The sequence below is a fragment of the Novipirellula sp. genome (assembly GCF_041583735.1).
Lineage (GTDB): Bacteria > Planctomycetota > Planctomycetia > Pirellulales > Pirellulaceae > Novipirellula.
In genome coordinates this window covers 1-15721 of sequence record NZ_JBFHFD010000140.1, presented here as the reverse complement: position 1 = coordinate 15721, position 15721 = coordinate 1, and the positions used below count along the sequence as shown (strand labels likewise).

18 protein-coding genes are annotated in these 15721 nt (G+C 53.3%); 1 reads left to right on the top strand and 17 read right to left on the bottom strand.

All coding sequences use genetic code 11. From position 1 onward, the window contains the following. Positions 1–420 precede the first annotated feature (420 nt). From ABX962_RS12815 to ABX962_RS12780, 8 genes are all read right to left on the bottom strand, one after another. Positions 421–1323 (bottom strand): hypothetical protein, encoded by a 903-nt coding sequence (locus ABX962_RS12815; RefSeq protein ID WP_372719959.1) that lies wholly within the window; start codon positions 1321–1323, stop codon positions 421–423. A 245-nt stretch (positions 1324–1568) separates the two neighbouring features. After that, positions 1569–2048 (bottom strand): hypothetical protein, encoded by a 480-nt coding sequence (locus tag ABX962_RS12810; protein WP_372719957.1) that lies wholly within the window; start codon positions 2046–2048, stop codon positions 1569–1571. Between the two features lie 160 nt (positions 2049–2208). Continuing rightward, complete coding sequence (locus tag ABX962_RS12805) at positions 2209–2682, bottom strand: hypothetical protein (protein WP_372719955.1); 474 nt, start codon at positions 2680–2682, stop codon at positions 2209–2211. A 904-nt stretch (positions 2683–3586) separates the two neighbouring features. Beyond that, entirely contained in the window at positions 3587–4186 is a 600-nt protein-coding gene (locus ABX962_RS12800; protein ID WP_372719953.1) for an NfeD family protein, read from the bottom strand. Between the two features lie 126 nt (positions 4187–4312). Beyond that, positions 4313–5119, bottom strand: coding sequence for a hypothetical protein (locus ABX962_RS12795; RefSeq protein ID WP_372719951.1), 807 nt, complete (start codon positions 5117–5119; stop codon positions 4313–4315). Between the two features lie 194 nt (positions 5120–5313). Next, positions 5314–5673 carry a hypothetical protein gene (locus ABX962_RS12790; protein WP_372719949.1) on the bottom strand — a complete coding sequence of 120 codons (360 nt, stop codon included), beginning with the start codon at positions 5671–5673 and terminating at the stop codon, positions 5314–5316. A 114-nt stretch (positions 5674–5787) separates the two neighbouring features. Further along, on the bottom strand, positions 5788–6237 hold the full coding sequence (locus ABX962_RS12785) for a hypothetical protein (RefSeq protein ID WP_372719948.1): 450 nt from the start codon (positions 6235–6237) through the stop codon (positions 5788–5790). Then, entirely contained in the window at positions 6234–6401 is a 168-nt protein-coding gene (locus ABX962_RS12780) for a hypothetical protein (protein WP_372719946.1), read from the bottom strand. Before ABX962_RS12780 ends, ABX962_RS12785 begins: the two co-directional genes overlap by 4 nt. A gap of 15 nt (positions 6402–6416) precedes the next feature. Here ABX962_RS12780 and ABX962_RS12775 point away from each other — a divergent pair, with 15 nt between their 5' ends. Further along, positions 6417–6635, top strand: a complete 219-nt coding sequence (locus tag ABX962_RS12775; RefSeq protein ID WP_372719944.1) for a hypothetical protein — start codon at positions 6417–6419, stop codon at positions 6633–6635. 432 nt (positions 6636–7067) lie between these two features. Here ABX962_RS12775 and ABX962_RS12770 read toward each other — a convergent pair whose 3' ends face one another. The 9 genes from ABX962_RS12770 to ABX962_RS12730 form a co-directional block, all read right to left on the bottom strand. Continuing rightward, positions 7068–7229, bottom strand: coding sequence for a hypothetical protein (locus ABX962_RS12770; RefSeq protein WP_372719942.1), 162 nt, complete (start codon positions 7227–7229; stop codon positions 7068–7070). Between the two features lie 904 nt (positions 7230–8133). After that, on the bottom strand, positions 8134–8505 hold the full coding sequence (locus tag ABX962_RS12765) for a hypothetical protein (RefSeq protein ID WP_372719940.1): 372 nt from the start codon (positions 8503–8505) through the stop codon (positions 8134–8136). Positions 8506–9527: 1022 nt separating this feature from the next. Next, positions 9528–10058, bottom strand: a complete 531-nt coding sequence (locus ABX962_RS12760; protein WP_372719938.1) for a hypothetical protein — start codon at positions 10056–10058, stop codon at positions 9528–9530. A gap of 108 nt (positions 10059–10166) precedes the next feature. Beyond that, positions 10167–10853 (bottom strand): HNH endonuclease, encoded by a 687-nt coding sequence (locus ABX962_RS12755; protein WP_372719936.1) that lies wholly within the window; start codon positions 10851–10853, stop codon positions 10167–10169. Between the two features lie 99 nt (positions 10854–10952). Beyond that, positions 10953–11747, bottom strand: a complete 795-nt coding sequence (locus tag ABX962_RS12750) for a hypothetical protein (protein WP_372719934.1) — start codon at positions 11745–11747, stop codon at positions 10953–10955. A gap of 126 nt (positions 11748–11873) precedes the next feature. Next, on the bottom strand, positions 11874–12029 hold the full coding sequence (locus ABX962_RS12745) for a hypothetical protein (RefSeq protein WP_372719932.1): 156 nt from the start codon (positions 12027–12029) through the stop codon (positions 11874–11876). 1135 nt (positions 12030–13164) lie between these two features. Next, positions 13165–13743 carry a hypothetical protein gene (locus ABX962_RS12740; RefSeq protein WP_372719930.1) on the bottom strand — a complete coding sequence of 193 codons (579 nt, stop codon included), beginning with the start codon at positions 13741–13743 and terminating at the stop codon, positions 13165–13167. Positions 13744–14525: 782 nt separating this feature from the next. After that, on the bottom strand, positions 14526–15095 hold the full coding sequence (locus tag ABX962_RS12735) for a type II secretion system protein (protein ID WP_372719929.1): 570 nt from the start codon (positions 15093–15095) through the stop codon (positions 14526–14528). A gap of 108 nt (positions 15096–15203) precedes the next feature. Beyond that, positions 15204–15721 (bottom strand): SEC-C metal-binding domain-containing protein (locus ABX962_RS12730; RefSeq protein WP_372719927.1); only part of this gene is annotated, 518 nt, incomplete at its 5' end.

Genomic DNA, 15721 nt, shown 5'->3' with positions numbered 1-15721 from the left:
GCGACGTAGTCAATCGACAGGCTGTAAACATCAAGTCGATCGTGGTCGAAGATTGGTTCGGTCATCGGTACCCCATTTCGAGTACGAGTACCGGCTGCGCCTGAGTACGAGCACGAGTACGATTTCTTCATTGCCAGAACGGTAGCGGTCACGTGGTCGCCGCGAACGACTCACCACTTTATGGAACTTAACGCGGCGACTCACTTGCATCCGCTGGTTCGCCGCTGTTTACGCTTTCAGAACCACTCGCACTGAGTGTCGATCATCCGCGAAAGTAGACTGAGGCTGAGAAAACCAGCCGCAGCTATATAGTATCGCTCGCCGGTTGAACGCTGGTCCGGTTAACGGTTGTCACCGGGCCAGCCCGGCGGGCAGTTGGCTTATTGGGTGCCAATTACTGGAGCTTCGGCCAGCGTCCAGCTAACGGTTTCTCCGCTCAGCCAGCCATTTGGCGTATTCGGCCACGTTAATCGCTCCGTCCTGGTTGGCGTCGGCGGGCTCAGGAGACATTAACATCGACTGGTATTCGTCCTTCGTCAAACTGCCATCCTGATTGCGATCATAGCGTTCGACGATCCTGCGGGCGTATTTGAAAAGGTTGATATCAGCAGTGTCCGATGCCAAGCCGGCTTGCCGTCGCTCATTGAAACGCTCCACTTCGTCGATCACCGAGGCCAACGACTCCAGGGCTGCCTGTGTGCGTTCGGCATCACCGCTCTTGGCTATTTTCAGCAACTCGCCGGCCACCGCTTCGCTGGCGTCCCCCGTGATGCCTGTCAACGAGAAAACATAGGGTGACCGTTCGCCACGACGCAACGCTTCCAGAACCAAGAGGCTGGTTTGATCCGGACGTTTGGAAAGCAACGACTTAATTTGTGACCGCGTAGCATTTTTGATTGCCGGATGCTCCGACAACATGGGTTTAAACAATAGTTCGGCCGCTATTTCCGGCGGAAACGTCGTAAGCTCGAACATCTGCACCGCCATGGACAAGTCGCCGCCCCCGTTCGAATCGTCCGGCGATCGACTGGAGGCGTAACGCAGTAACACCTCGCGAATCGGCTGATTGAAACGTTTATCGGGCCGCAAATACTGATTCGACAAATGCGACATCTTGGCCAGCGTCGCAGTGGGACTCGAAAAATCCGTCGCCTGAGCGATTAGGAGGTCTTCAAATTCCGATCGGATGCGTTCGATATTTGTCTCCGATGGCTCCTCCTTCAAGGCGGTTTCCGCAGCAGGCTGTTCCTGCTCGTCGGCGATAACCGGCTGAAGCCACAAACCGACAACAGCGACCAATACGAGCGTTTTTAGATAGCACATGGTTTTCTCTTCGGACCGTTGACTTAGAGCGTGATTATTTTACAGGTGATCGGCGACTGCGGTGCGATTGGTTGGCCGTAGCGAGTCGATTGAACCCCTGCATCGAGACGGGCATACCCTGCCATGATATTAGGAGAATTTCGAACACGGTCAGAGTCGCCTCGAGGTGATGCTGGGCCACGATTGAGCGAAAACGCGTTTTCGAGTCCTCCGCGTCCAACTCATGGTTCGCCGTCGTGTGGAGTTCACGGACTGCCTTTTAGCGGGTTGGTGATTCCATCAAAGGAGTTGCGTTTCCGCAATGCCTCCAGCCGATTTCTGTCCATTCTTTCAGATAAGCGGCGCATTTGTTGACTGCGTTCTACTTGCTGTTTTTCCTCTCTAAGCAGCTTGGGATAGTCGGGATCCCCAGGCCCCCAAGCTGCTGCGATGGACGGAAACTGCTTTAGCAATTTCCATATCTGTTGGTGCCCCGCAATCGTGGTCGTTATAGACAGTGCGCCGGACCTCGGAAGCTGGTGAACACGTAGTAGTTTCTGTTCTGTCGTTGCTTCGATGAGCTTTATGAGCACGGAAGGATCAAACGTCCCATCTGCGGTCCATACAGGCGACGCTTTTACAACGTAAGTGAAACGCAGGGTAGCCTCGCTAACTTCCGTAAGGTCATCGGCTACAGCTTCCGCTGAAATAAACAATGCAATTAGAGTTAGGATCGCGACTCGCATGCGGATTTCCTGCGTGTAGGAGGCAACTTGCTATTGGTGAAATTGGTGGATAAGACTTCACTCATGATTCGTCTGTCGGCGAACGACGGCCATCACCGGGCACGGGCAATGTGATTTCAATTTGTAAACGCTCCATGCCGTGCTCCGGTGGATGGCATGGTTACCCGCCATTATCCGGCACCACGAATAGGCGAATCAACTCGTTAACGGATTGAATCCGTGTCATTGTAGACGCAAACGTTGGTTCTGTATCTGCGTCAAAGGTCGGAGCGTGATCGGGCGTGTTGGGGTTGACATAATAGATCCCACGAGTGCTCGGTGCGAGGAGCGCAACAAAGTCCTCGGCCATCAAGCAGTGAATGCAGAACCAGAAACCAGGTGCATGGATCGGCAATCGGATGTCGAGTGTCAGTGTCACCCGAAGGTCGACTGCGTCGGCCCCCAGTCGGAGTTCGTAGTTGTCCGGGAAGCCCGGAAATCGAAGTGGCACAGTCCCATCACGATCGGTAATGCCCTGGTGAAACGGCTCGAATACCGGCAGCAATTTGTCAACGTCGAAGGAAACGAATCGACCGTTGAGGTATCGCTGCAACATCGCGTGGTTTGGGTCGAGAATCGCATCAACGCTCAACACGGAAGGAAACTGTGCTTGGTCGGGTAACGGTGGCGATCACCGAGTCCGAGCGGACAAGTCACCACTTGTAAAGCTGTTTTCGAGGACTTCGGTGCAGTACGCCCAGCATGGGCGTGATCTTGTGGGAGGCAAGTCCCCGGTGCTTCGTTTTGGTTTCTTTAAAGGAGTCAGTATACCAAATGATCATCTAGAGAAAGGGCAGTACGAGGCCATTTGCCTGAAGACGCGGCAACTGCGCCGGAGGTGACAATCCCTGGGGAGGAAGCCTGCGAATGTGACCGTAAAAATCTGACTAGCCGCCGCGAACAGCTCCGGTCGGGCAATAACCGAATCGGACGAGCTTCAAAGCTAAAACCGTCGTCAGACACATTCACGCGGAAGACCCGCGTTTGTTACGAACAGAAACCCGATAGGTGGCCGATGTCTACAGGCCCGTCGTGGAGCGACCAATGAGATGGCAGCAGGCTGCTGACTGCGAAACCGAACCGGAAGCCCGGCGGATGCCTTGGAGAAACATGCAGCGTAGGTAGATCGGGAGCTTGGACGGGGACAGATCACGATCCCTTATCTGGGGAGAACTTCGGGAGTACCCGTGAGTAGGGCTAACGCAAACAGTGGAAGAAGTCGAAGACTCGGCTTCGCAACCTGATGTCCTTGGGCTTGACCTACCGGGAAGCCCGCCCGTTCGCTTTTAGCGGCAAAGGTCCATGGCGTCTTGCCAAGCCGTCGGGCGTCCAACACGCGTTATCGAACGACTATCTGAAAAGTGTTGGGTTATTGAGTTTAACAGAACGCCCGAAACAGATTGCATTGTCGCGATGAACCGCCCGAGTAGCGTTCTCCGCATGCTAGGTGGTGTGGAAGGGGCGCCGGAGCAATCCGGCCCCTTTCCCGATCGGGATTGTCACCCGTCGTCGTGGGGCTCGGGCATCGGGGACACGCAAGGATGTCCATTGCGGTACGAAGTTACCGTAACGCGTGCGCCGGAGTCGAGCAACTGACCGTCCGCAGATGCGACAGAATAAATCACGCCGTCAATTTCAACATCGCCCGTAGGCCGTAGCTGAGACGTGGTGACGCCGGACTTGCCAACGAGTTCGCCAGTGTCTGCTGGTGACGCGATCGAACCGGTATCGTGAGTTTGGGGGTGAAGTACGAGTTGCGGAAAACCAAACGACCATTCACGAATCAGGTAGGCGGCTGCCCACAACCCAAATACACCGCCGTCAACATCACCACCTGTGACGAGAGCGACGGCCATGCCAATACCGAGCAAGAGGGCAAAAATCGACCAAAACGCAAAGTTAACAAGCCAGCAAACGAGTAACGCACAAACGAATAACGCGATGACACGGAGGCGGGCAACGGGAAGACGCGACGCAACGTCAATGGATGTGTCAATATCGTGGTGACCCGCCCAACGGTTAAAGTGCCAGACAAACGCAGACACCGTGATGCCAGCAAGCGGCAAGTCAATCATCGGCGCGAAGGCGAGTTTTTCCATTGAGTCGGGTAACGGCAGAATTCACGGGGGAAGGGTGAAGGACTCGCAAGCAGAACAACAAACGCGACTCCCGTCCTTATGGTCACTACTGCAGTTCATTGTGCTGCCATCGCCAGGTTTCGAAAACTACGCGAGTTCCCCGACGATATCTGGAATCGCGTTCTCTATTCGGGCAAGGGGATCCGGTCGCTCTCGACCCGGCGTTGAAGCGATAGAAACCACCACAACGGATCCGGGGATAGCAATCACGTAGAAAGTGTATTGCAACTGCTCGTCGCCGGTCAAATTCGGGTCCTTGAAATAGCGGTACGTGCCCTTGTCAGTCGGTTCCACGTTAGATTTCTCCGCTAGGTCATCAAGAAAATCATACGCGACAGCGGGATCGGCGTGGAATTCCTCGTTGGCGTGCAGAGTCGCACTAAAGTTCTGTGATCGCCCATTGAGCGTGCCAAGCAGTACACCATCGTCATCAAAAGCTGCGACAAAGTCGTGTGGAACAGCGACCACCACATTGGAGTGCGGAAAGCGATACGGCTTCCAACCGTCTCTCAACAGTGCGATGCATAACCCGGGGCCGTGTGATGACGCATCATCATTTCGGTGGTGTGTTCGCTCTGCACCAGTATGCTTCTCAAGTTCTTCGCGAAATGGCCAATAGCTGGCGAGAATGCAACCCCCGCCAATGAGCATGCCTAGACGACCGACATCCCAGTAAACATAAACTCCCAGTAAAATGACAAAGAGGCCAAGCAGAGAATTCGCAAGCAGCGCCCAGCGAGTCTGGTACCACAGGAGGATCGCGAGCAAAAGAAATCCTGCGGATAGCAATAAGTTGACCATGTTTTGGTCGCGTATCGCGTGATAAGCAATCCCAGCAGAGACAGCGAAGCCAAGCAGGGAATATATCAATAGCCAACCGCGTGGTGTTTTCATGTTAATGCGTCGAAGGTGGTGACTTTTGGCAGAACGTTGGAATTCACAGGGCGGCGGGATTTGATCGTCCAACTCGAAACGCACGGCCACCGCCACTCCTGTGCAATTCTCTGGTTCGCCGCCGAATTCTAGCAGTGGTAGAGAACCTCTACGCCAATGCAGTCGGAGGATATCTGCCGCAATTTGGCGACCCGTTATTGCCATTTTGCCATCGCGGCAGTGTTCGCAGCGCTGGGTTCATCAATCAAACGCGAACCAAACTCGGATAGGTCATTCCACAGGCCGTCGGGAGTGATGATCGCCGACGGATAATAGTCGACGGGTAGTTCGCCAACGATGCACGCGTGTCGGTTACAGTTCGCAACAGGTTCAATGTCGTGAGTGTCTGGAGCAAACCCACCGAATGGGGTCGATGTTAGGTGCCAGTAGTCCCAGTAAAACCGGGGCCAAGACTTCGCGTCTTCGTCCAGCCGATGTGGGGCAAGTGCGTCGTCCAATGCGCGATCCAGTTCTGTCGTTCCGCGGTCGAGCAGGACAAGCAGTATTCCCTTCATGGCAGAGTTTCTCTGTCGGCGAGAGGTAGAATTCACCGAGAACACGCAAAAGATTCAACCATTGCCAAACCGCTCGGCTTGCGTCCTTCGGTGGATGTCATTGTTCCACGCATTCTATGCTGCACGCCGATTGAATGCGACGTTTTCGATCTCGCTTGCCGTAGCAAGTGCGTTGGCGATAGCGGCGCCAAGTGCCCGGAATCGAGAATTGTATACCGAACGGTGAATGATCTGATGCCACCAGTTGTTGCAAAGGCGAATTTCGAACTCAAAGCAGTTTTCGTGGTTACCATCCGGGGCCCATTGAAGATAAAGAAACCATCTCCAGCCATCAACTGTGAAGTAAGTGTACCAGCCGTGATCTTCCGGATTGGGACCGTGTAGATCCCTAACGGTCTCACATGATCGCAGCGCGTCACATAGGCTTTGAATCACCGGTTCGGTCGCGATATATTGCCACTGCTCCCCAAAGTCGCCGGAGAAAACCGGTTTGGGAGCACGTTCAACGTCGTCATCATCAGGCATGTCGCCTGCCCAATAGAACGTACCAAAAATCATCGTCATTCGATTGCCAATGTGACAACACTCAATTCAATCGGGGGACGACCGGCGATCAGCGGGCCGTGAGTGTTAAGTGTCCATTCGTGAAAGCATGCAAGCCCGGCTTGGGGCGAGTAGAACGGAGTCTCTCGGATGTTAGGATACGCTTTGTGTTCGCGGTTTGCCATCGATTTCTCCTTGTTGTGTCACCATCTTTGATCCTTGTCCAATTGATCACCGTCCCCTCTCCGAACCGGACTGGCGCCACCGGCGCATCCGTCTACCCGCCGACACCTCTCACCGGGCATCACTTCGCACGCTTCAATCGCGATCAAGTCCGCGCCACCAGCACTTGCCCCGTGGAAATCCATCTGATTCGCAGCAAATACCGTTCGCAAACGTTTGCCCGCGAATCACGCTAAGGATCGCGAATGAGTGCGGCATGACAAAACGGCCAAGGGGCAATCACGCCGCAATCAACAACTCAAGCCAACCTCGGAACCAGCAGCAATCGACGCACTATTGAACCGTGTACACAAGTCGACGCCCCCCGGAGCTCAATAAACTCGACCTCCCCTGATGACCATAAGCAGGCAAAAAAATGGGTGACAAAAAGATGAAGATCGAAATACAGGGCAGGCACTACTGCGTCTAGAACATTTTTCTGACGCACCAATCTTTCTGTCTGCCACCCGCTAAGCCTCAAGGCGTGCGAACACAACGAATCAATCTGCACCAGCTCCTCACTCCTCACTCCGTGTCTCCGTGTCTCCTTCCCACCCGCTCGTCTTCAAGCCATGTCCAATCCACAACATGCGCCCCATGGTTCCCCTGATTGCTGTAACGGGATATCGCTAACCACGGCGGTTGACGCGGATCCGACCATAGCCAGCACAAAGACCGCCAGTAAATCCGTTTGCAGACGCTCCATCATGCATGAAGACCGCCTGAATCGCCAAAACGACCGCGATCAAGTCACCATCGCCAGCCGGCAAACAGTACGGATCAGATGACACGCGTGGACACGCGTGCCATTACCCACCAGCCCTGCCGCGTGCTCGCCTGCTTCGAATGGTTCTGGCTCAACGGCTGGAACAACGCAGGTGCCCCAGTCTCTCCAGAGCCCGAAAGTGCACCCAAGCCCGGTGCCCGCAGCAACACTCTTGGCAGAGAAGACATGGAACCACAGATAAACGCAAATGGACGCAGGGTTACACCTGTCTGCATCTGTGCTCATCCGCGTTCATCTGTGGTTGGCTAAGTTAATGAGCCGAGCACCCCAGTGATCGACCACGCGGTAAGCCAGACTGAAGAGCAATCGCCACTGGAGACAGACACCGAACTCCGCGGGCAAAACGCGATAGCTGCCACGTCGTAGGCCCACAACCCCATTCCGCCACGCCCGCTCTTCCGCCAGTTGTTGATGGGGTTTGCACAGGAGCAAACAGAGACAACAGAGTTCCAGTCGGCAATCCCACTGTTGACACCGTTCCCTCCAGTGAGCCGCTGCACGGACCACCGAGTGATCTATCGTCGCGGACCACCGCTGGAAAAGGCGAGCTAAGCGATGCAGCTTACGATCGTTCGAAGCGTCAAAAACGAAGCGTCACCAGGAGTGCGGTCGCAGACGGTCTGCGCTGGTCGCGAAACACAAGGCCCGCAGACGCATCAGCAGGCTCTCAGGAAACGCACAAAGCGGTCCAGTTACTGGCTCGGGCTCGGCACCCCAAGCCATCTCGGCCACCATCATCAGTCCTGCGGTCACGCGACAAAAAAGCAAAACCCTTCGTAAATTCTCTGGGTGATCGCTGAATCTTCAAAGCGTTCCACCGGCCTTCTTGAACCAAGGCCTTGAACATCGGCTCCGCTCGTGCCCCGCTCCGCGATGTCAAAGCCTTAATTGTTAGTCGCCGTATGTTTTCATGGGGATTGAGCAATTATTTCGACAACGTTGCCATTGAGGTCAACCTTGGCGATCACCGAGTTCTTTACCACACCGCCAAATGCGTTTTTGCCGCGAAATTCAGTCGTGACAATTAAATGATCTCCTTTGTCGATGTATCTGGTTTCGACATGTTCGTATGACTTGGGATCATTCATTGATTTCTTAATCACCTGGGTTAGCCCGCGGTGTGAACCATCCCATGCGCTAAATTCTTTTTCGATTTGTTCGGTGCGCAACTGTTCGGGAGTCTTGGGTGTGCTTGGAGTAGTGCTGGTTGTATCGGTACTACCTAACGCCAAGAAGGCCATCACCAGCATTGCGAGTGTGGACCAAAGGTGTTTTTTCATTGAAAGCTCCCGCGAGAACAAACGCACCAACGTAAAACAGGACATCAAGCGTCTGATATGTGCCCTGAACGAAGCCAAATAGTTGCCCGTATTCCGCAACGACAGCGAGAACGAGGCCTACCCATACCCATGGGACAAACCGTTTCCAAATTAGAAGCATCCAGCTTGTTGTAGCGTACACCCAGCAACCATCGGGCAGTGAGTACAGCAACCATTCGGGAAGGGGCATTGTCGGGCGAAATACAAATGCGGTCAAGTTGCAATACTCGATCCAGCGGAAGACGAGCAAGTCGGTCGAACGCCATCCAATGTACACAGCGGTCCCAATGATGGTTGGAAACACTACGTGAAGGAGAAAGCGAACTGTCGTATTCATGGTTAGGCTAGGCTAGGCTAGGCTAGGCGACGAACGGTGCGGTTCAGCGGGTGGCGGCAAGCGATTCAGCCATTGCGAAAACGGTCACCATTGCCACGCCGGTGCAACCGCAGGTTCCCCGCACCCTCGCCTTGGAATCGACGTGCATTCGATGTCTCATGGAAATGGATTTCCCATCGGTTGCGCCAGACAGAAGTGTACAGCGAGGACGGCTACGAATTCGAGTCCCGCAACGAGTAGGGTGAGTTTTGACTCGCCGAATGTGAGAGGAATCGCAACCGCGGCCATCGAACCGCCTATCAAGGGAATAGGTGCCGCAGAGCAGATTAAATGGACGATGCCAACATGTGTGACGTAGCGATCTATCGCCCACAACAACAAAAGGCAAACCGCAACAGGTAGTAAGGCGAGAGCAATCATGAGCCAATATCGCGGAGTCGTCCGCTGATCGTCAGGAATCTGGCTCGAAGCTTCGTACGGGTTCGTCACGGTCGACATTCAGCTTGGCATTGGCGATAGCATGTAGCCATTACAGTCGGGGAACGGCCCGCGTCACCGGGAACGCGCGGAAAGGTTTCTAACGGCCAGGTCGCTTGGCTCGCGTGCGCCGGTGCACGCGAATGTTTCCCGCCGTCTGCAGTCGAATCTAAAATCGGCAAGGTTCCCGGCGCCCGATGTCGGTACCAAGGCTAAAGTCTTCTTTCCATTGGAGTGAATCCTGAAACAGCTCGTTGTGGTTGTCCGAGATAATGTCGATCTCAGAATCGGGTATAGGCGTGCATTCCTCAGGGTCCGACCGCTGCAACTGAAGTTTGATGAAGCCGTGGTCGAAACGATCCAGCTGAAGCATAAAAGTGTAGACAACCGAATCCAGAAAGTCGTCAGCAATCGTAAGCAGAGCTTTCTTCTGCTTCTCGGTGATCGTGGCGGCGATTTCGCGTGCTTCGCCGATATCAGGGTCAGCTTCCAGCGTCTCGGCATCAATTTGAGCCTTGAAGTCGAGAAACAAACTGTCGGTATTGGAAACCAATGCAAGGCCGAATAGGCCGCGAGCCATCTCGATACGCGCTTCGTCGTCGTCCGGCCAAAGTTCGATGTTGTCGTCGGACAGCCAGCCCTTCTCGCGGCATAGAGCGAGGTACCGATTCTGCGTTTCGATTCTAGCGTCGTCAGTCATGTGCGGATTTCAGTCGGGGAACGTCACCAATCACCCGGCGGCGACGAGAGATTGTCCACTTGAAAACGCCCGACTTCGCCGCGCGGGTGCATGGGATTGTTGTCGGGACTATTGTGCGTCAAGTAACGCTTTGATTTCAGCGATCGACCGACAGGCACCCCCCAAGTGTATCACGGCGTGACAATTTGGGCATACCGGTCGAAGATCGTCGATCGGATCAACGTCATATTCGCCGCCGCATTCCGACAAAGGTCGCAAGTGGTGAACGTGAATGTAGCCGTCTGCGATATCACCGTATGTCGCGCCAAAATCAAAGCCGCAAATATGACAAGTTGATCCGTAGTGTGCGATACAAGCGGATCGAGCATGTGCGTTACGTTCGTAAGCATTTATTACGACAGATTTCGTCGCGCCCTCGGTGTATTGCGTATCTGAATCCAGTTCCTCGGGAAGCGGTGGCATTGAGGCCTCCGAATCGTCGGGCGGAAGTGGACATTGAACATCGCGCAGTCGTTGACACGCAATTGCAAGTTGATCGTCTGTAAACAGCTGACGCCAAGGGTTGCACAGCACGAGATATTCAACGCTGATCGTCAGGTTTTCGGGGCCGCGAAGGAAGAGTTCAGTGAAGCCCTCTGAAGGCTCGGTTTTTGCGAGAAGCCGGTCGGCGGTTTCTTTGCCACCGTGTTGGCGTACCATCGAGAGAAAGCCGTGGGCTCTGTACGGCGGCGTCAATTCGCCTGCTGCGCGATGGATGCCCAGCATCGCGTCGTCGAATTGAGCTTCAAGTGTCATAGCTTGTCCCGATAACGGCGGTCGTAACCGGGCGACCGCATAAGACTTTCCATTTGTAAACGCGCTGTCGGTCGCTCCGGTTCACGACATGGTTCGGCATCATTCTTGTTTGAAAGGCTGGCTCTTGAACTCGGAACCAACGATTGTTGATATCATGCGAGAAATCGCAACTTCTTGTTCAGGTGGGTAGATGGAAGTAACGACGAATGCGTCACTGGCTTTTCTTTTGCCGAAGCGAAATTCCGCACCCAAATCCACAGCAAACATAAGCGCGCCGTACTCGTCTCTGTCCATTCTTGACGGCTGAATCAACTCTTCGCATCGATCAAGGAATTCTTTTAAGGTGTGGATCGAACCAATTGGCGAAAGCAATCGTTGCTGCATATTCGTGTCCACTGCTGGGCGGAACACCGGGGAAGACGGTCCAAGCTCTTCAATGCTACCATCGCCAAACCTATGAAGAAACAGGTTACCAAATCCAAGCGGTATCTGTGTAGGTGATGAGTCTGCCCAATCGTGCGAACGCCAAATATGCCAAAGCGTGCCTGGCTGGGAAGGTGAGGAAAAGTAGTAGTCACCCCATGCTGTCTTAGCAAAAGGGATAGCATCTTGGCTGGAACTACTGGGGATAATTGCGGATTCATCAAATGAGTCGCAAAATGAAAGCCATTCGGCCAATACCTGTTTACGCAAATAGGGCGTCTGCTCCGTAATCGCTTCCGGATTCAGCACGTCGATGTCGTCCAGGCTACCGTAACCGAATTCTTTCACAAATAGAGCATAATCTTGTGGAAGTTCTCCACAGGATCGCTTGATCTCATCAATTTCAGCGTCCGTTGCAATACGACTATGCTGTGAAACGCGATAGATCAAATCCCAATCGAGTCGGTTCAACTTGTGATCTTCAATAGCCGACCTCGTGTTTGGTGTCAATTGCTCTTGGTTGCGATTGCATCCCATACTGATCAGCATTGTGAAGGTTAGAAGCAATAGTGTTTGAGGATTCAGGTGCAGCATTCTTCAAGCGACCATCAGCCGGAACCGAAAATCTGGAGTTAGCGAAATCATCGAAACGTAGAATTGCCGAACGTCCAACGTAACCGGGGACGAGTGTAGATTTTCCATTTGTAAGAACACGATGCCGTCCTCCATGTCCACGGCATGGTTACCCGACATGGTGTGTTCTATTCAAAATTCGCTCAACGCGGCCCGATGATTCTACGCTCATGGCAGAGACCACGAGTGTGATCCCAATTAGTGTCACAAACCTAGCCAAGCCAGTAGTATTAAGCGGTTCCCATATGGCTGCATTCCGTAGTGCGTCGAGCGAAACTAAGCAAATAAACGACGCAAGCGTTCCGGATGCAACACACGTGAGAACACTGAAATTTAGCGGTCCAAGAAGTTTCCTTCGTGCAGCGTAGTAGAAAAGCGATAGTGCAGCCGAAGTAAGAGCGACGGTAGCAAACACCGCCGCAGCGTTAAGTGGTGCACCGATGGTCGAGGAAAACGTAGTGGATGGACCAAGGAAAACCAAGGAGTGAGCAATAGTCCCGACGATGAATCCCGGTCCGATCCAAAATGGAGTCAGAGCTGACATTCCCTTGCTGCGAGGTGTGGGTGTAGACACGGTAGCCGACAATGACGCTTCTGATGAATTCATTTTGACAACTCAGTTGTTAATTGTCCGACGACAACACGGGTAACGTCTAAAATCACCCGGTCGCGACGAGCGATTCTCCATTTTCGAAACGCCCGACTTCGCGACTCGGGTGCAAACTTTGGTTGTTGGCCGTCTGTGGATGGGACGTTGACGCCAGCACTACCGCCGGCATTGATGCAATCGGGTGGAGACAGGCCGAGGAAGTCGGCGAATTGAGTGGCGATCGGCAGAACGTAGTCGGAGGAATCTTCGTCGAATGGAGCTGGAATGATGTACGGCATATCTTCAGGTGCAATGGAATAGTTGTACAATGTTTTGGCAATGATTTCCTCTAGCAGGTATTAATGCGTCAAACGCTCGTCACCTCGCCGCTCTGCGCGTAAAGTTTTGTGACAAATAGCCTGGAACAAAGCGTAGCACTTGCGCCAGTTTTGAGGCGTGACGGCGTACCGTCGTAGTTTTCGGTACGTTGAAAACCGTTTGTCACACACTTCAGCAAAATGGTCCAAGACGGCGACGATCTGGTCAGGTGTTGGCTTCACGGTTATTAAGTGCCAAATAACGATAAAGGTAACGGGGGGCGAGGAGAGGAGTTTGACTTCAGGACCGACTGCGCCGAGCCCTCCCGTTCACCGATTAGTTCTGCCTTCAGTTTTGTGCAGGCACGAATGCATCGTCATTCCGGGCAACGTACATCGTCGAATCACTGCGAACTCGTATCCGCCAGTGTATGAAACAATGTTCGACAAAACCACAACGCTCATATACGAGTTGTTGAATGCGATCCAAGTCTGTGTTGTTCGAAACAGTGCCGTAAATCTCGACGTTCACAATCTTAAGGTGTGTCGTTGAGATGGAAAGATTGGAAAACGCCGGGTCTTCGGCAAAGATTGCATTAAGTTCGTTGCGGGCATCACGGTCGTCAGTTTGTTTGTCCACGAAAATCTGGACGTCCGAGTTGATGTACGTTGGAAACGCGAAGGCGAGACAGACGGGGATCGAGAAGAGAACGAGAAACGCAAGTCGAAGTTTTGGAACCGGCGTTTCGCGGATCGCACGCGTAATCAGCAAAATGATCATCAAAGCGACCACGGCGTAAGTGATTCCAACACCGGTGCCGAGAAGATAGTTGCCGCGAGAAAAAGCAGCAAGAACGAGAGCGATGAATGCCATCCCAATGAGTAATGACAACAGCGAGAATCGTAGCCGTGGTTTTTCCGTCGTCATGATTTCGATGGCAGAACGGTTCGCATCAGCGGGCGGCGGGAGCAGGCTTTCCACTCAAACACGCCCGGCCACCGCCGCGCCGGTGCATGCGAGGGTTCGCCGCATTCAAGATTCCAGGAATGAGTGCAACGCCTCAGAATCACGTAGGCAACCGAAGCGATACCGACCATCTTCTAAGCAAAGCAAGCAGTTTTCCAAACTGGCATTTAGTTCCTCGATACCAAGCTCCGAGATTGATGTGTTAGCTACCGAAAGCATTCGCAGCTGTGAAAGGTTTTTAATCAATGAGACTGCAGAGTTCGTAATCGGAGTATGCCAAAGGAAGAGATACTGAAGGCTTTCCATCCCGGTGAGATGTCGAACACCGTCGTCCGAAATATTCGTGCCGCCAAGATCCAACGCCTCGCAATTTCGAAAGCAACCAATTGACTGCATGTCCACATCATCAATTGGAAGGCAGCGAAGATATGCCCCTTGGACGGTGGCCCGCAAAAACTTCGTCGAATGGAACCAGAACGATCCGCCTCGAATGGCTATTCGTATACAACCTGCCCGTTCCCGTGGCGCGGCAATTAGCCAGGAAATGCGACAGTTCAGCCGACGCCGGAATCGAATTTTAAGGTGATCAGGAATGTCCGATTTGAGTTGACTCACATGATACCTTTACTCGGTCGGCGAACGTCTACGATCACGTGGTCGCCGCGAGCAACCAACCGCTTCAATTAACTTAACTCGGCGACTCACGTGCATCGTATGGTTCGCCGGAATTTGCCCTCACGTAATCAATGTGGCGGAAGGCCGGCTCCTGCCTTGCAAAAGTTAAAACCTGATTTCGTCCAGTCCTCAATCACCTTTGACTCGATAATTTCGATGTGACCGTCCAAGAAAAGGTAGTTCGCGGTGTCACCAATGTGTCGACCGCGAGCAATGTATGTGTCCACGATTGGTAGTACCAATCCGGCGTCGATATTTGCAGTTGTGAACCATGTTTCAGGATTCATGTCCGGTGGAGATGCCGGGTCAACGAAGAGGGGGCCGCCGTTGTGCTCCATGTACTGTATCGTCGAATGCGTAGCATTGATCACCATCGGGTCATTCTCCATTTCAACGTTAATAAAGTAGCCAAAGCGGTCAGGTGAGTCAGGGCAGGGGAAGCGGTCACGAAAAGGCACCCCACTAGAGTGCATCTGACGCAAATTACTTGCACACTCCGTCCTGCGTGCCGAAGCTCTGGCGGACTGTACCGCAGGCAGCAATAACGCAATGCAAATTGCAATAATGAAGAAAACGACAACGAGTTCAATCAGCGTCACGCCGCTATGGCGGTGTTGTGATAGCATCGGCTCATGCATTCTTTTCAATCCGGCGAACGTTACCCGTCACCGGGCCGGGAAAGTTGACTATCCATTTGTGAAACCTTGCAAGCCCGGCTCCGGTGCACGGGATGGTTCGCACCATCTTCAGCGCCGCATGCAGCACGCTTTGTATTTCTTGCCGCTGTTGCAAGGACACGGATCGTTGCGACGCACGTTCTGCGTTCCACCGCCGTACGATGCACCAGTAGCAAATTTTTGTGTGATCGCTGAAAGTGGGATTTTCGACTGCCCACTCCCGTCATTGTATTGATGTAACAATTCCATTTTCTTTCGATTCGCGGCCAAAACGGCCTGCAATTCAGGTGAGTCGTTCAGAATTACGCGCACATTGTCAACGTGAACGTTCTGGTACTTCGTTTTGTTATCAGGAATAAAGAGAACGCGTTGTTCGCCGTCGGGCTTCGGTGTGATGTCGACGAATTCGCCATTGGGCGAACACCAAACCGCATGGAACTCACCTTCGATCAACATTTTGGGTGCGAGCCAAACGCACCAGCCGTGTTGTAGTGTTCCACCGTCGCGTTTCATCTTTTCGCGGACGTTGGGAAAGCATTCGGATACCTTGGCGTAGGACTCATGCTTCAGGTCAAGAAACACGGGCT

What these genes read in the sequence shown, in the direction of transcription:
- ABX962_RS12815 (WP_372719959.1), bottom strand. Translation starts at nt 1,323, where the DNA reads ATGTGCTATCTAAAAACGCTCGTATTGGTCGCTGTTGTCGGTTTGTGG.
- ABX962_RS12810 (WP_372719957.1), bottom strand. Translation starts at nt 2,048, where the DNA reads ATGCGAGTCGCGATCCTAACTCTAATTGCATTGTTTATTTCAGCGGAA.
- ABX962_RS12800 (WP_372719953.1), bottom strand. Translation starts at nt 4,186, where the DNA reads ATGGAAAAACTCGCCTTCGCGCCGATGATTGACTTGCCGCTTGCTGGC.
- ABX962_RS12795 (WP_372719951.1), bottom strand. Translation starts at nt 5,119, where the DNA reads ATGAAAACACCACGCGGTTGGCTATTGATATATTCCCTGCTTGGCTTC.
- ABX962_RS12790 (WP_372719949.1), bottom strand. Translation starts at nt 5,673, where the DNA reads ATGAAGGGAATACTGCTTGTCCTGCTCGACCGCGGAACGACAGAACTG.
- ABX962_RS12785 (WP_372719948.1), bottom strand. Translation starts at nt 6,237, where the DNA reads ATGACGATGATTTTTGGTACGTTCTATTGGGCAGGCGACATGCCTGAT.
- ABX962_RS12780 (WP_372719946.1), bottom strand. Translation starts at nt 6,401, where the DNA reads ATGGCAAACCGCGAACACAAAGCGTATCCTAACATCCGAGAGACTCCG.
- ABX962_RS12765 (WP_372719940.1), bottom strand. Translation starts at nt 8,505, where the DNA reads ATGAAAAAACACCTTTGGTCCACACTCGCAATGCTGGTGATGGCCTTC.
- ABX962_RS12760 (WP_372719938.1), bottom strand. Translation starts at nt 10,058, where the DNA reads ATGACTGACGACGCTAGAATCGAAACGCAGAATCGGTACCTCGCTCTA.
- ABX962_RS12755 (WP_372719936.1), bottom strand. Translation starts at nt 10,853, where the DNA reads ATGACACTTGAAGCTCAATTCGACGACGCGATGCTGGGCATCCATCGC.
- ABX962_RS12745 (WP_372719932.1), bottom strand. Translation starts at nt 12,029, where the DNA reads ATGTCGGGTAACCATGCCGTGGACATGGAGGACGGCATCGTGTTCTTA.
- ABX962_RS12740 (WP_372719930.1), bottom strand. Translation starts at nt 13,743, where the DNA reads ATGACGACGGAAAAACCACGGCTACGATTCTCGCTGTTGTCATTACTC.
- ABX962_RS12735 (WP_372719929.1), bottom strand. Translation starts at nt 15,095, where the DNA reads ATGCATGAGCCGATGCTATCACAACACCGCCATAGCGGCGTGACGCTG.